The organism is Bacteroidota bacterium (genome assembly GCA_016713925.1).
Taxonomy (GTDB): Bacteria; Bacteroidota; Bacteroidia; order AKYH767-A; family OLB10; genus JAJTFW01.
This window is the reverse complement of sequence record JADJOH010000002.1, coordinates 1,122,774-1,138,248: the sequence shown is the minus strand read 5'-3', so window position 1 is coordinate 1,138,248 and position 15,475 is coordinate 1,122,774. Positions and strand designations below refer to the sequence as shown.

The 15,475-nt window shown below is 40.7% G+C and carries 12 protein-coding genes and 1 pseudogene; 8 read left to right on the top strand and 5 right to left on the bottom strand.

Features of this window, described 5'->3' with window-relative positions; genetic code table 11:
- Positions 1-68: 68 nt before the first annotated feature.
- The 3 genes and pseudogenes from IPJ86_04570 to IPJ86_04560 form a co-directional block, all read right to left on the bottom strand.
- Positions 69-968: an NAD(P)H-binding protein gene (locus tag IPJ86_04570; protein MBK7886587.1), complete on the bottom strand. Its 900-nt coding sequence runs from the start codon at positions 966-968 to the stop codon at positions 69-71.
- 35 nt (positions 969-1,003) lie between these two features.
- A pseudogene (locus tag IPJ86_04565) lies at positions 1,004-1,698 on the bottom strand (SDR family oxidoreductase).
- A 33-nt stretch (positions 1,699-1,731) separates the two neighbouring features.
- Positions 1,732-2,154: a MarR family transcriptional regulator gene (locus IPJ86_04560; GenBank protein ID MBK7886586.1), complete on the bottom strand. Its 423-nt coding sequence runs from the start codon at positions 2,152-2,154 to the stop codon at positions 1,732-1,734.
- Between the two features lie 178 nt (positions 2,155-2,332).
- Between IPJ86_04560 and rluF the strand changes: the two genes are divergently transcribed.
- The gene (gene rluF / locus IPJ86_04555) at positions 2,333-3,283 is read left to right on the top strand and encodes a 23S rRNA pseudouridine(2604) synthase RluF (protein ID MBK7886585.1); all 951 of its coding nucleotides are present in this window, start codon (positions 2,333-2,335) and stop codon (positions 3,281-3,283) included.
- Between the two features lie 97 nt (positions 3,284-3,380).
- Here the strand turns inward: rluF and IPJ86_04550 are convergent, their stop codons facing one another.
- Positions 3,381-3,920 (bottom strand): hypothetical protein, encoded by a 540-nt coding sequence (locus IPJ86_04550; protein ID MBK7886584.1) that lies wholly within the window; start codon positions 3,918-3,920, stop codon positions 3,381-3,383.
- A gap of 408 nt (positions 3,921-4,328) precedes the next feature.
- Here IPJ86_04550 and IPJ86_04545 point away from each other — a divergent pair, with 408 nt between their 5' ends.
- From IPJ86_04545 to IPJ86_04515, 7 genes are all read left to right on the top strand, one after another.
- Positions 4,329-4,667, top strand: a complete 339-nt coding sequence (locus IPJ86_04545) for a helix-turn-helix transcriptional regulator (protein MBK7886583.1) — start codon at positions 4,329-4,331, stop codon at positions 4,665-4,667.
- Positions 4,668-5,846, top strand: a complete 1,179-nt coding sequence (locus IPJ86_04540; GenBank protein MBK7886582.1) for a hypothetical protein — start codon at positions 4,668-4,670, stop codon at positions 5,844-5,846.
- A gap of 155 nt (positions 5,847-6,001) precedes the next feature.
- The gene (locus IPJ86_04535; protein MBK7886581.1) at positions 6,002-8,695 is read left to right on the top strand and encodes a T9SS type A sorting domain-containing protein; all 2,694 of its coding nucleotides are present in this window, start codon (positions 6,002-6,004) and stop codon (positions 8,693-8,695) included.
- Positions 8,696-9,036: 341 nt separating this feature from the next.
- Complete coding sequence (locus tag IPJ86_04530) at positions 9,037-9,192, top strand: hypothetical protein (GenBank protein MBK7886580.1); 156 nt, start codon at positions 9,037-9,039, stop codon at positions 9,190-9,192.
- A 253-nt stretch (positions 9,193-9,445) separates the two neighbouring features.
- Positions 9,446-10,219 (top strand): hypothetical protein, encoded by a 774-nt coding sequence (locus tag IPJ86_04525; GenBank protein ID MBK7886579.1) that lies wholly within the window; start codon positions 9,446-9,448, stop codon positions 10,217-10,219.
- 58 nt (positions 10,220-10,277) lie between these two features.
- Entirely contained in the window at positions 10,278-11,399 is a 1,122-nt protein-coding gene (locus IPJ86_04520) for a T9SS type A sorting domain-containing protein (protein ID MBK7886578.1), read from the top strand.
- 13 nt (positions 11,400-11,412) lie between these two features.
- The gene (locus tag IPJ86_04515) at positions 11,413-14,094 is read left to right on the top strand and encodes a T9SS type A sorting domain-containing protein (GenBank protein ID MBK7886577.1); all 2,682 of its coding nucleotides are present in this window, start codon (positions 11,413-11,415) and stop codon (positions 14,092-14,094) included.
- Positions 14,095-14,245: 151 nt separating this feature from the next.
- Here IPJ86_04515 and IPJ86_04510 read toward each other — a convergent pair whose 3' ends face one another.
- On the bottom strand, positions 14,246-15,445 hold the full coding sequence (locus IPJ86_04510; protein ID MBK7886576.1) for an ATP-binding protein: 1,200 nt from the start codon (positions 15,443-15,445) through the stop codon (positions 14,246-14,248).
- Positions 15,446-15,475: the final 30 nt, after the last annotated feature.

Below are 15,475 nucleotides of genomic sequence, written 5' to 3'. Positions count from 1 at the left end.
AGATAAAACGGATATTCCGGATTGTCCGATAGCTATCGGACGCGGATGAATGGTTTGTTGTTTATTTATTAGTTAGACTGATAAACCGGTTGGAAGACGTTTGTTGTAAATTCTTCGATGGTTGTGGGTGTGGTAGAGGTATTGTCTCTTTTCTCCAGATTGAAGACTCCATGATTGATTCCATCACTTAATCCGATGTAGGCATCAGCGAAGCTTTCGTTCAAACCCATTTGCATCATGCCTTGCTTTGCCTGATCAAAGGGAAACTGCACGTAGGGTAAATTCGGCTGCCCGATAGCGTTAGAGAGCACGGAGGTCACTTCATTCATCGTATAATCTTTGGGTCCCAATAGTGGCTGAACTGATTTCCCGCTCCAGGTGGCTGAATCCAGCTGTTCCGCTGCAGCACGTGCCACATCTGCGGTAGCGATAATAGGGAAGGCACGGTCAGCAGCAATGGGTGAACCATTCACATGCATATTTTTAATGATGGGAATATTTCCTAAAAGATTTTCCATGAAATAGCTCGGGCGCAGATGAAGGACATCTACATCCGTCAACTCATTGAGTCGTTTTTCCTGGCGCGCCAGACCTGCTACAATTCCGGTTTTCTCCTCGGTATGTCCCCCGACTGAACTGAGGTTGAGTACTTTTTTCACACCACTTTTCTTAATCGCATCAATGATCGCAAGACCGAGTTTATCCTGATATGCTCCGATGTTTACCGCGGTGAAGTCTGCCGGCATCATCAGGAATACCACATCAGATCCTTTCATAACCCGGGAAAGGAAGTCGCTGTCTGTAGCTGTTCCCGAATGGATTTCTACACCTGATTCATTTTTAAAAGCAGAAAGTTTTTCTGCTCCTCTTGCGATTAAACGAAGCGTATGGCCCTTGCCTAATAAGTGTTTTACAGTTTTGCTGCCAACATTTCCTGTGGCACCAAGAATGGTGATAATTTTTGTCATGTTCTTTTGAATTTATTTAAATGATTTAAATGATTTTAATACGATATAATTTTTCTGTCACGGTAGAATTTACCGCTCTCGGGAGCAGGTGTTTCAGTAGCCAGCCACACAGCGGTATCCGCGCCTTGCTCAACAGTCCGGGGAGCAGCAGATCCACCCATTTCTGTTTTCACCCAACCGGGACACATGCTATATACCTTCACCGGACTACCGTCCAAATCTCGGGCAAGCATTTGCGTAAAATTGTTGAGACCTGCTTTTGACAGACGGTAACCTGCATAACTTCCATCTAATTCTTCGCGTGCACCCATTCCTGAACTGATATTGATGATTCGGGCATCCGGTGATTTTTGCAGAAGAGGCAGTAGTGCCCGAGTGACTTCCAGAGGACCAAAGAAATTGGTGCCCATGACCGATCGGATTTCTTCAATTTCCGAAACACTGATGGAGGTGGAAGAACTGATGATGCCGGCGTTGTTAATGAGAACATCTAGCACTGCGTATTGTGTACGAAGAAAATTCTCCAACATATAAATGCTTTCCACATTCGTCACATCCAGTTGAAAAAGTTGAGTTTTCTTTTGCCATCATCAAGTTGTTTAAGTGCTTCAAGGCCTTTTCGCTCATCACGCGCAGTCAGTATAACCGTAAAACCTTCATCTGCCAGGTTACGGGCAATTTGATATCCTATTCCTCTATTGGCACCGGTGATGACAGCAATGCGATCCATACTTGTATATGCAAATAATAATGTAAATTTTTTTTAGAGCTTATCGGTAATGGTATTCATATCAGAAACTAATCTTGAGCTATTTTCTTTTCCCAGAATAGTGGAATAGGACTCATAGAAATTTTTCAGGCAGGTGTTCAGCAATTCCTGCATCGCTTTTCCTTTTGGCGTGGGGTAGATATTGGTGAGTTTGCCTTCGTTTGTTCGGATCATCAATTTCTTTTCTTCGAGCTTTTCTACGAGGCGGGTGATGGTAGATGGGGTGAGTTGCAACTGTTCTGCTGCAAGTGTAGGTTGAATCCCCGGTTCACGCAGAACGAGTAGCAATAGATACGCATGACTTGGAGAAAGTCCGGTCGGCTTCCAACTCTCTATCGCCAGTTTTTCTACCTTACGGGCCAAAGCCTGAGAGGAGAAATACAAACATTTACAATACGTACTATCGCAACTTTTCATGAACGGTTCAAAGATAATGTAATCATGTTTGTATATGCAAGTATAAAACATGAAAGTAGGTTAACGTTCTGAAATTCAACAATTAAAATTTCGTGAGCAGAAGGGCTGGAGAATAATACTGAAAGCAGGGGCCGGATTACCTACTGCCTTTTCCTATCTTTCGGCAAATATTGAATCCATGGAAAAGGAAAGTGCTGTTCGTCTCAATAAGTTTATCAGCGAGAGTGGTTTATGTTCCAGAAGGGAAGCCGACAGATACATTGAGGCCGGTAATGTATTTATCAACGGTAAGAGAGCTTCCGTTGGTGATCAGGTTCATCCCGGAGATAAGGTGCGTGTAAATGGCAATGAGTTGGAGCCCTTGCTGGAGGAAGATGTCGTTTTTATTGCATTGAACAAACCTGTTGGTGTTACATCTACCACAGAAGAAGGCGTGCGGGACAATATTATTCAGTTTGTGAATCATAGTACGCGCATTTTTCCCATCGGTCGTTTGGATAAGGATTCTCAGGGATTAATATTTTTAACGAATAAGGGCGATCTCGTTAATAAAATTCTGCGTGCGGGTAATAAGCATGAGAAGGAATATATAGTCACCGTGAATAAACCTTTGACAGACGATGTAATTTTTGGTCTGGGAAATGGTGTGCCCATGATGGGAGTGATGACGAAGAAATGTAAAGTGACACAAGAAGGAGCTCAGACGTTTCGTATCGTTTTAGTGCAGGGCTTGAACAGGCAAATCCGGAGAATGTGCGAGTACTTCGGATACGATGTCACCAAACTGGAGCGTGTCCGCATCATGAACATCAGCTTGAAAGGCTTGCCGGTGGGCGATTGGCGGGACTTGACAGAGGAGGAGATGAGCAGTTTGTACAGAATGATAGAAAATTCATCTTCAGAAGAGAGGAAGGGACCGAAGAAAATGACCGGCATGAAAACCGGATCCCCATCCGGAAAATCGGCTCGTCCCGCTGCTAAGAAATCTCCGGGTAAAAACGCTTCTTTTTCAGGAAAACCTTATCAAAGCAAATCCGGGAAGCAGGGAGGCGGAAATAAGAATACTAAAAGAAGTGGTGGTACCAGTGGAGGACGAGGAAATACCGGAGGAAGAAGAAGCGGCAGATAGTTAAGTGTGCCGTGGATTGTTTATGCTGCAGCTATTCATTGACGTTTTTTATAAATGAAAACATAATCTGCATTTCATTCCGTTTATACATGAGTACTTAAAAACTGATTCCGGCCGACGCACCGGCGTAAAAAACAAACTTATTATTGTAGAAGGGAGTGATTGCCACACGAAGCATCAAACCTCCATCCATAGGCTGATAGCGATAACCGATAGATCCTATGCCAATAAGCTCATCCGATCGTTTTTTGACTACCTCATTACCACTGAAAAGAGAAAAGATACCTGAGTTAACAAATGTGAGTTTAGCCGGCATAATTCCCGCGCCGATTTCAAGGTGGTGGTCATCTTTTCCGCTTAAATAAATGATCGTTACAGGAAAGGCGGTCATACGTAACTCACCAAAGAAAGCGGAATTAAAACCCCAGTGACTAAAACCCACATGTAAAGCCGCATGACGATGGAATCGAAAATCGTAGTTTACAGAATAGAGTAGGCCATGACCAAATATTTCCGCATGAAAGGTGTGCCGTGTAAATGGTAGCGAATCATTTTGAGCACGCAGAGGTGTAAATCCCGTCATTAGAACGAGGAGGGCACCAAAGAAATACTTGGGTAGTACAGATTTGTTATACATATATGGCAAATCGTTGTATGCCGGCAAGGCAACGTTGCTTTAAACGATCATTGACCTCTCCGCTTCAGGATTATATTTTTTGTCTTCACAGGTTAGAGAAGCAATGCCCCCCATTCTCAACTGCTTGCCTTCAAGTATAAATAGATTTCACACGATTATAGTGGATTTGCATCATGACGACCGATGATATACTATATCCGGATCTATCATCAGGAACCGGTTTGTCTATTTTATTGCTGGTAAATACATGATATTTCTATGTTTTCTTCATAAAAAGGTGTACAACCCGTTTGAAATTAAAAATTAATGATCAGAAAATCAGAATATTATGAATTTCTACAATACCCAACAGAACAATACATAAGAATCCAATGTATATTTGCGTTAGTTAATTATTCAAAAGACATGATCTACTCTTCCGAACTCATAAAAGGCACATTAAAAACCATCATACTAAAACTCCTGAAAGACAATCAGCGCATGTACGGATATGAAATCACACAACGCGTAAAGGATCTCACCGCAGGTAAAATTCAATTGACGGAAGGTGCGCTGTATCCCTCCTTGCATGCATTGGAAGCGGAAGGGATACTCACCACCGAGACGGAGTATATCGGCAAGCGTGTACGAAAATATTATTCATTGAGTCCGCAGGGTAAAACGGTCTCGAATGAAAAAATCAGTGAGTTCACTGACTTTATGAATACCATGAAATTTCTGCTCGACATTAAAACCGATCTGGCATAAATGTATACTCTGAGTGATCAGCAAATAACGTTCATACTCGACGACATTAGACGTAATGGCGTGGAGCTGGAGGACCTGCAGTCAAATCTCCTGGATCATATCTGCTGTATCATCGAGGAAAATCTCGAAGAAAACGGAGACTTCGAACACTTCTATTCCACCACAGTAAAGAAATTCTACAAAAAGGAATTGCGTGAAATAGAAGAGGAAACCATCTCTCTGCTAACGTACAAAAACTATTACGAAATGAAAAAGACAATGATGGTAAGCGGAATCGTTTCCGTATCCCTCTTAAGTATAGGAATTATATTAAAGTTTCTTCATATGCCCGGCGCGTCTGTTGGTATCGTATTGGGCATCGGAATATTGAGTTTACTCTTTCTACCGTTGTTATTTCTTTTGAAAATTAAAGAGAAGAGCGAAACGAAAGACAAAGTACTGATTGGCCTCGGTGCCTTGAGCGCGATTCTGCTCAGCATGGGCATCCTTTTCAAAATCATGTTCTGGCCCGGAGCAAATATGATGGCCATGATCTCCATGATGCTCCTGTTGATCGTCTTCCTTCCGGTTTATTTCTTCACAGGTATCCGTAATCCCGAAACGAAAGTAAACACGACCATTTCTTCTCTCCTGATCATCACCGGCTGTGGATTATTTCTTACGCTGGTACGTAGTCCGCATGGCTCACGAATGATGGGTATACAGGCCACCAGGGACTATATCCGTAATGAAAGGATACTGGACAATGAAGAGCGCCTGTTGCAGCAATCTCTGAGTAAGGACACCCATCAACTATCAACCGTGATCAGCACGCATGTAAGGACAGGTCGTGACGTGTCTTTACTCTGCGAAGACATTAAAACCAACATCATCCAATGGGAAACCGGCCTGAATACCATTGGCGAAGATTTTGAAAGCAAGGATATCTGGCTCGGCGACGGACGCATCGACAAATACATGAATGAAGATGCCACCATGCAACAGAAAATAACCGCACTTCGTGAAAGTGTGGCCCGCTACAACGAAGAGAATAAATCCGTCATCGGAGATAAACTTTTACCTCTTCAATCCAGTGTCATCGACATGTACCAGCTTACTTCCACCGACGCTCTCAACGGCCTCATCCAGATCCAGATGTGTCTGTTGCAAAATGAGCGGGCTCTGCTGGCGGGGGGATGATGTAATGACAGGTCGCGACCTGTCACCATCATCACATCATCGCGGTCACATCGTTGTAATGACAGGTCGCGACCTGTCATTACGATACACCATGTCCCATGATTTTGTTATTTAGGAAATAATCGTACATTTGATTGACCTAAATTTTAATTATCATGAAACCTGTATTCGGACTTTTTTTAATCATATGCCAATTTTTAACTGCAAGTGTTTCTGCGCAGGAGATAGTGTGGCAGAAAAGATATGGTACGTCTACTTCGGAGCTGATTAAAGATGTCGGTTGTGATCAATTAGGCAATTGGATTTTAGGGTGTACAGGAACATCAGCTATTATTGGTGACAAGACTGTTGGAGGTTATGGAAGTTTTGATTATTGGATTATTAAAATAGATTCGGCAGGTAATATTTTATGGCAAAAGGATTTTGGCGGCATTGATGTCGACATACTTGAAAAAGTGAGTATAGCAAATGATGGAAGTATTTTTTGTGGTGGTTCAAGTAAATCATCTATTGGCGGGTCGAAGTTTACAGTTAATTATGGAGGACAAGATATGTGGGTGGTTAAACTTGACTCCGCAGGTAACTTTTTATGGGATCAGACTTTGGGTGGTAGTAGTGATGAAGAACTATATGCAATTTCAGCAACAAGTGACGGGGGGTGTATTTGTGGTGGTTATACTTTTTCAGGCATTTCTGGAAATAAATCAGAAAATGTATTTGGATTTAATGATGGCTGGGTGGTTAAACTTTCTTCAGTTGGAATTATAGAATGGCAGATTGATCTTGGAACAACATCATGGGATTATTTATTTGAACTTATTGAATTACCAGATGGTAATATCCTTTGTGGGTTAACTGGTGGTGGTGGTGCTTCAGGAAATAAAACTTTATCGGGAAACGGAGGACCTGATTTTTGGATTGTAAAATTAGATTCATTGGGAAGTATTATTGACCAATATGTATATGGCGGTTCAGGTTCAGATGAATTATACGATATGATACTTACCAAAGATAATGGACTAATTTGTGGCGGACTGAGTAATTCTCCTATCTCATTTGATAGAACAAGCCCATTTTATGGTTCACGGGATACTTGGATTATTAAGTTGGACTCCAATTTTAATGTTGTTTGGGACCAATCAATCGGCGGAGCTAATGTGGATAATTTAAAAAGCCTGGATTTGACTCAAAATGGTGATATAATTTGTGGAATTTATTCCGATTCTCCTTTATCTGGAAACAAATATGAAAGCTCATATGGAGCACGAGATTTTTGGGTGGTGCGATTGGATTCTGTAGGAGAAATTATTTGGCAAAACATTATTGGTGGAGATCAGCACGATGAACTTTATTCTGTAAAGGTGAGTAAGAATGGCAATATTTTTTGCGCGGGAACAAGTTGGTCTTCTGTTTCTGGAGATGTTTCATTACCGTTAAAAGGATGGACTGATCTTTGGTTAATTGAAATTGAAGGAGGCGATGCAAGTAGAGTAAATGGTACTATGTTCGTTGATAATAATTTGAATAGTTTATTGGATTCAAATGAAATGGTTGTTCAGAATCAAAAATTAGTAAAGAGCTGTGACAATAGAGCATTCTACACAAATTCAAATGGATATTTTAATTTTTATATGATTACTCCTGATTCTTGCAATTTTTTTCCTGTTGTGATTACCTTATTTTTTAATTTGGCTCCACCTTCACATAAAGCAACTTTTTATTTACCCAATCTAGTCGATTCATTAAACGATTTTGCAATAAGTACAGCTGGTATATTCGACGACCTCTGTATGTCCATCACTCCAATAGGACAATTCCGCCCCGGCTTCAATGGAAGCTATATGTTGAATTACGAAAATGTTGGAACCACTACTCAAAATCCTACTATCGTTTTTCACCTCTACCCGAACGTTAGTTTTGTTTCAGCGAGTGTCCCACCTTCAGCAGTGTATCCTGATTCTGTGGTGTGGAATCTTGGTGCTTTAAGTCCTTTTAAACAGGGTCAGATAATGGTTACAGTGAATCTTAGCCCTTCCACTTCTATTGGAAGTATTCTGAATTCCTACGCCCAAATTCGTCCGATAGACAATGATTTCAATCCAAGTTGTAACAACGCTACCTGGGAAGTCACCGTCTCTGGCAGTATGGACCCCAATGATATCTTAGTGGATCAGGATACCTTATTCTCCACCGTTATTCCAAATCCTCCATTTCTGGAGTATCTCATTCGCTTTCAAAACACCGGTACCGACACCGCCTTCACCGTAAAAATCCTGAACCCAATAGATACTTTTAAACTGGACTTGAATACACTCGAATTTGTTGCGGCATCCCATCCCATGGATATGCGTTTCATCTACCACGAACGCAATATGGAATTTTTGTTCAATAACATTTTACTTCCCGATAGCAATGTGAATGAACCGGCTAGTCACGGGTTCGTACGGTATCGCATCAAACCGAAATCGAATTTACAGTCGGGTGATACCATTAAAAACTTCGCCGCCATCTATTTTGATTTTAATGAACCGGTGATAACGAATACAGCGATGACGAAGATTGTGACTCCGACAGGAATTAATTTTATAGAGAAGAACACGGAGATTAAATTATATCCCAACCCCGCCACCAATGAACTCTTTGTTGAAATAGTTGGTCCTGCCGGAAAGAGTTTCAGCATTGATTTATTTAACCTTTACGGTCAAAAGACAAGATCACTTTATTATGACCGTATCGGAAATGCCATCTGGAAAGGAAAATTTGATCTCACCGGATTGAATGCCGGGATGTATTTATTGCAGTATAACGTGGATGGAGTAACGAAGAGTGTGAAGTTTGTTAAAATGTAAATTTTATTAATTACTGATATCATGGTAGATCGATTTTGTTTTAAGTTGATAGTTGTATGTTGGTTTATTGTTTCTTCTGCCGGTGCACAAGAGATTGTGTGGCAGAATACTATGCATGCGCTTATATTGATGAATTAAAACTATAGAACTCACTTTAAAAGTGGAGATGTAATTGCGGGGGGTATTCTAGATTCAAAGATTAGTAGTCTCTGAAAATTCTTGGGAACTGGGATTATAGGATAGTTAGATTAGATTCCATAGGTAATTTTAAGTGGGAGAAAACGATTGGGGGTAATTCTGATGATTACTTAACCACTGTTCTTGAAACAAATGACAACGGAGTGTTATGTGGCGGGTATTCTGATTCTGATAGTTCCGGCGACAAGAATGAAAATTGTAAGAATGCATCGTATGATTATTGGATCGTAAAACTGGACTCCCTTGGTAATATTTTATGGCAAAATACTATTGGTGGTAGTGGTTATGATAGAATGTAGGACCTTAACTAAAACTGGAGGATGGTGTTTTTTGCTGGAAGATCTAATTCAAGATTAGATGGTGATAAGTTGGATAGTTGCAAAGGTGGTTTTGATTACTGGATCCTTGAACTTGATACCTTGGGTAATATAGTTTGGCAAAAAACCATTGGAGGTGGTTTAGACGATCACTTAACCTCAATTTCATAATGGAAATGTTGCTTGATAATTTTGGAAACTCTTAAGATCACATACTTCTGGCGACAAAATTGAAATGGCATTGGGATGGGATTATTGGGTTTTAAAACTCGATTTACAAGGAAATATTCTATGGCAAAACACAATAGGCGGGAATTCGGTGGATAATTTAGCTAGTATTGAACAAACAAATGATGGCGGTTATATTTGTGCCGGTTTTTCAATTTCAAATATTTCTGGTACTAAAACAGAAAATTGTAGAGGCCATTATGATTACTGGATCGTTAAACTTAGTCAGAATGGAAATATTCAATGGCAAAGAACAATTGGTGGTCAAGATTATGATGAACTTAATTCTATCGTACAAACACCGGATGGAGGTTTTATTTGTGGCGGATTTTCTGTATCCGAGATTTCAGGTGATAAGACTGAAATGAACTACGGGTATGGTGATTTTTGGGTGATCAAGATTGACTCAGTCGGGAATACCATATGGCAAAATACAATCGGTGGAACAAACTATGACAAACTTACAGCGCAGTTGATTAAAAATGATGGTTCTGTTGTAATTGGAGGAAAAAGTGGTTCCGAATATTCCGGAGATAAGACAAGCCCTAGTTTGGGTTTAGGAGATAACTGGATTTTAAAGATAAATGCCAACAGTAATCTTATCAATGGAAAAGTTTTTACTGATATCAATTTAGATAGTGCTTATACCGCAGGAGAGAATACCATCGACGGTCTTAAAATTACCGAATCAACTACCGGACGAATTTCCTTTACCAATTTCTCCGGCAATTATTCACTTGCAATTTTTGATACCGGACAGTATCATATCAGTCCCAGCTAATTACATTCCGTATTATTACCCAAATCCATTAGTACACACTGCAAACTTTACCGTTATTTTGCAAACTGATTCCCTAAATGATTTCGCCTACCAGCCGGCAGGGAATTTCGACGACCTTTGTATGAACATTTCTCCGCTTGGTCCATTTCGTCCCGGCTTCAACGGAAGCTATATGCTGAATTGTGAAAATGTGGGAACCACTACTCAAAACCCTACTATCGTTTTTCACCTCTACCCGAATGTTAGTTTCGTTTCAGCCAGTGTTCCACCCTCAGCAGTGTATCCGGATTCTGTAGTTTGGAATCAAGTGAATTTCACTCCTTTTCAACAGACACAAATTTTAGTAACAGTTAACCTTAGCCCTTCCATTCCTATTGGAAGTATTCTTAATTCATATGCTCAAATTCGTCCGATAGACAATGATTTCAATCCAAGCTGTAATAACGCCACCTGGGAAGTTACGGTAACCGGAAGTTTTGATCCCAATGATATTTTGGTCGATCAGGATACTTTATTCTCCACCGTTTTTCCAAATCCTCCTTATCTGGAGTATCTCATCCGCTTTCAAAACACCGGTACTGACACTGCCTTTACTGTAAAAATTCTGAACCCAATAGATACTTTTAAACTGGATTTGAATACACTTGAATTTGTTGCAACATCCCATCCCATGGATATGCGTTTCATTTATCACGAGCGCAACATGGAATTTTTGTTCAACAACATTTTCCTTCCCGATAGCAATGTGAATGAACCGGCAAGTCACGGGTTCGTACGGTATCGCATCAAACCGAAATCGAATTTACAGCCGGGGGATACCATTAAAAACTTCGCCGCCATATATTTTGATTTTAACGAACCGGTGATTACGAATGCGGTAGAAACGAAAATTGTTACACCGACAGGGATTAATTATGTAGAAAAGAACACGGAGATTAAATTATATCCCAACCCCGCCACCAATGAGCTCTTTGTTGAAATAGTTGGTCCTGCCGGTAAGAGTATCATTGTCGATTTATTTAACCTTTACGGTCAAAAGACAAGAGCACTTTATCATGACCGAATCGGAAATGCCATCTGGAAAGGAAAATTTGATCTCACCGGATTGAATGCCGGGATGTATTTATTGCAGTATAACGTGGATGGAGTAACGAAGAGTGTGAAGTTTGTTAAAATGTAAATTGAATGTTATCATGAAGAAGCGAATTTGTTTTAAGTTGTTATTATTTTATATATTGATTGTTTCGTCTGTTTCTGCTCAGGAGATAGAGTGGCAGAGAACGATTGGAGGTTTTGAGTCGGATAGATTAAGATCAATAATTATAACACCTGATGGAGGCTATCTATTAGGTGGGAATTCCAGTTCTAATATTGGTGGAGAAAAAACAGAAATAAGAGTTGGAGGAAGTGATTATTGGGTCATTAAACTAGACAGCACAGGTCTGATACAATGGCAGAACACTATAGGTGGATTTGGAGATGATAGTTTAACATCTATTTTAAATACACCTGATGGTGGATTTATATGTAGCGGACATTCTGTTTCAGACGGATCAGGGGATAAATCGGAGAACAGTATAGGACTGAGTGATTATTGGGTCTTAAAACTTGATAATATTGGTAATATTGAATGGCAGCATACAATTGGCGGAACTAATGTTGATAAATTATATTCAATAGCATTAACATTAGACGGAGGATATATTTGTGGAGGCGTCTCTCTTTCGAATATTTCCGGAGATAAATCAGAAAACTGCAAAGGAAGTTATGATTACTGGCTTGTGAAAATGGATAGTACCGGAGATATACTTTGGGATAAAACGATTGGAGGTACCGGACTCGATGTTTTGGTTTCATTGGCTACTACTTCAGATGGTGGGTATATTTGTGGTGGTTATTCTACATCTAATGTGGGTGGTGATAAATCCGAGATTTGTTTTGGCGATGAGGATTATTGGATAGTTAAATTAGATAGTATAGGAGGTATTCAATGGCAAAATACTATTGGGGGCTCAAATTCAGATAAGTTAATTTCTTTTATAGCATTGCCATCCGGAGGATTCATTTGTGGGGGATCATCACTTTCAGATATTTCTTTTGATAAAAATGAAGATACAAATGGCTCGAGTGACGGCTGGATTGTAAAACTTGATAGTCTTGGAGGCATTGAATGGCAAGAAACTATTGGAGGTATTTTTGATGATTATTTCGGAGCAATGGCTTTGGCACCGAATGGTGGTTACTTTTGTGGTCTTTCTTCCAATTCCATCCCTAGCGGTGATAAGACTGAAAATAGTTATGGTTCTTTCGATTATTGGGTTTTAAAATTGGATAGTGTAGGAAATGTAATATGGCAAAACACTTTACTAGGGAATCTATTGGATGAGAACACAGTGATTTCTGGATTACCTGATGGATCTTTTCTATGCGGTGGCAATTCAAATTCGAATATTTTTGGTGATAAAACAGAGAATTGTAGAGGACAGTTTGATTTATGGGTTGTCAAATTGACAGAAAACTTCAATCATGTAACAGGAAAGGCGTATATTGATTTAAATGGAAATCAAATTAAGGATTCCCTCGAAACAGCATTGAACTTTTTGAAGGTAAGTGGAATAAATACCTCCTATTTTACTTATACAGGCGCGGATGGTAAATATTCATTACCGATTTTTGATAGCGGCAGTTATGTTATTTCGCCGGCCATTTTGAACTATTATTCCCCATTTCCCCTCTCGTACAATGTGAATCTTGCGCAATTTCAGCAAATAGATTCACTCAAGGATTTCGCATTTCAGCCCATCAGTACTACCGATGATTTACGAATAAGTATTACTCCTCAAACGCCATTTCGTCCGGGCTTTAATGGAAGTTATATGATCAATTATGAAAATGTCGGAACTACTGTTCTAACTCCTAACATCGTGTTTCATTTATTTCCCTTTGTTAATTATATATCCTCAAGCATTACACCGGCAACTATTTATAACGATTCCATTGTGTGGAATCTTCCTGCCTTATCTCCTTTTCAAAAAGGGCAGATATCAGTTGTGGTAAATCTTTCCACAACTATTCCTCTTGGAACTATTTTAAACTCTTACGTTCAAATATCACCGCTGTCAAACGATGCAGACCCCAGTAATAACAATGCTACCTGGGAAGTCACAGTGACCGGAAGTTATGACCCGAATGATATATTAGTGGATAAGGATACGCTGCTCTCCACGCTGTTTCCAAATACTCCTTTTTTGGAATACCTCATCCGGTTCCAAAATACAGGAACCGATACCGCATTTACAGTGAAAATTATTAATCCCATTGATACACTTGATTTTTACCTGAATACCTTCGATATGATTTCATCGTCACACCCTGTGATAGTAAATTATGTTGCTTATGGAAAAGCAATTGAGTTTAGACATGAAAACATCTTGCTTGCCGACAGCAATACCAATGAACCGGCGAGTCATGGCTTCGTAAGGTATAAAATTTTACCCAAGGAGAAATTGTGGACGACCAACTATGTCCGAAACATGGCATTGATTTATTTTGATTTCAATGAAGCTGTCGTTACAAATACGATTTATACACGAGTGGTGACTCCCACCGGAATAGAGGATAGCTCTCCACAAATAAATTTAGGTGTTTTCCCAAATCCCGTAACGCAGGAATTAATTGTGGAAACAATGAATGTAGGAAATGAGACACTCAAACTTGAACTTTATAATCTATATGGTAAGAAACTGAAGGATCTTTATCATGGGAAATGTTTCAAGCAATTCAAATTCGATGTTGGTGATTTGAATTCAGGTGTGTATTTCATACGATATAACGTTAATGGAGTAACGAATAGTGTGAAATTTGTTAAAATGTAAGTAGTGACCGGTCGCGACCTGTCACCATCATCGCGGTCACCATCATCCCATCATCGCGATCACCATCATCACATCATCGCGGTCACCATCATCACATCATCGCGGTCAACATCATCGTGGTCGTATCATGGTGACAGGTCGCGACCTGTCACTACAACATCGCCCGAATCGTCTTCCACCGCATGGCTGCTTCCCACGTGGTTGCAGAGGACTTGTCCAGCAGGATTCGTTTGGCTAACGGATAGGACTTACCGAAAACCTCCAGTCCTTTCTGAATACCCGTTTTCTCGCCGCTTTTTACTTCAATGGCCGTTAACCGTTCGCCCATAGCCGATACAAAATCTACTTCGTTGCCTCCTTCGCGCCAATAATGCAAGGTTGCCTGTTCATCGCGGTGAAGACGCAGCAAGTGTGTTCCGACTGCAGACTCCGTGATGCGTCCCCAGAGCGAGCGATCCGCCTTGGCTTCTTCAAACGTATAGGGAAGTAAAGCGGTCATCAATGCGTTGTCATGGACCTGTAACTTAGGCGGCGACGATCGTTTTCGAATCGCGTTACCGGCATATTTCTGTAAACCGGTGATGAAACCTGCATCCGACAACAGCTCCAGATACCAGGCTACCGTAGTAACATTTCCGGCATCCTGTAATTGTCCGGCTAGTTTTTGAAGGGAAATAATTTGTCCGCTATGCATGCAGGATAATTCAAAGACCTGAGCCATTAAAGCAGGTTTATCAATGCGGGTGACGGAGAGTATATCCTGCTGTAGTGCGGTACGAATAATCGATTCACGGATATATTGTTTCCAGCGGTTTTCGTCGTGAATCAGCGCCGCGCCTCCCGGATATCCGCCATACCAGAGGTACTCATCTACTGTGAAACCGAAGGCGTCCTGCATCTCCTGCAGCGACCATTGCGGAACGTAAATCCGCTCAAAGCGTCCGGCGAGTGAATCCGTAAGTCCTTTCTGTACCAGCATCTGCGCCGAACCCAATAGTATTACTTTAACCGGTGTTTGCTGATGCGTATCTCTATCCCAATGCTTCTTCACCTGACCACTCCAATCCGGAATTTTATGCACCTCGTCAATGATCAGCAAACCCTCGTCTGCACCGCTCTTGGCAATCTCTGATCGGATAGCTTCCCATTGCTGGTCGAGCCAAAGACCCGGCTGATATCCCGGAGCCTCATCTCCCGAACAATACAAACAGGGGAAATCCAGAATGGTGGAGAGCTTGCGTACCAGCGTGGTTTTACCCACTTGTCTTGGACCTGCCAAAACCTGAATAAATCTGCGCGGCTCTTCCACCCTGTTTTTCAGGGTATTTAAAAGTGTCCGGAGATATTCCATGTAGCAAATATACGATGATTTTTAAAAATT

Excerpts from the sequence above, each read along its gene's own strand:
- IPJ86_04570 (MBK7886587.1), bottom strand. The coding sequence starts at position 968 with ATGACAAAAATTATCACCATTCTTGGTGCCACAGGAAATGTTGGCAGC.
- IPJ86_04560 (MBK7886586.1), bottom strand. The coding sequence starts at position 2,154 with ATGAAAAGTTGCGATAGTACGTATTGTAAATGTTTGTATTTCTCCTCT.
- rluF (MBK7886585.1), top strand. The coding sequence starts at position 2,333 with ATGGAAAAGGAAAGTGCTGTTCGTCTCAATAAGTTTATCAGCGAGAGT.
- IPJ86_04550 (MBK7886584.1), bottom strand. The coding sequence starts at position 3,920 with ATGTATAACAAATCTGTACTACCCAAGTATTTCTTTGGTGCCCTCCTC.
- IPJ86_04540 (MBK7886582.1), top strand. The coding sequence starts at position 4,668 with ATGTATACTCTGAGTGATCAGCAAATAACGTTCATACTCGACGACATT.
- IPJ86_04535 (MBK7886581.1), top strand. The coding sequence starts at position 6,002 with ATGAAACCTGTATTCGGACTTTTTTTAATCATATGCCAATTTTTAACT.
- IPJ86_04525 (MBK7886579.1), top strand. The coding sequence starts at position 9,446 with ATGGCATTGGGATGGGATTATTGGGTTTTAAAACTCGATTTACAAGGA.
- IPJ86_04515 (MBK7886577.1), top strand. The coding sequence starts at position 11,413 with ATGAAGAAGCGAATTTGTTTTAAGTTGTTATTATTTTATATATTGATT.
- IPJ86_04510 (MBK7886576.1), bottom strand. The coding sequence starts at position 15,445 with ATGGAATATCTCCGGACACTTTTAAATACCCTGAAAAACAGGGTGGAA.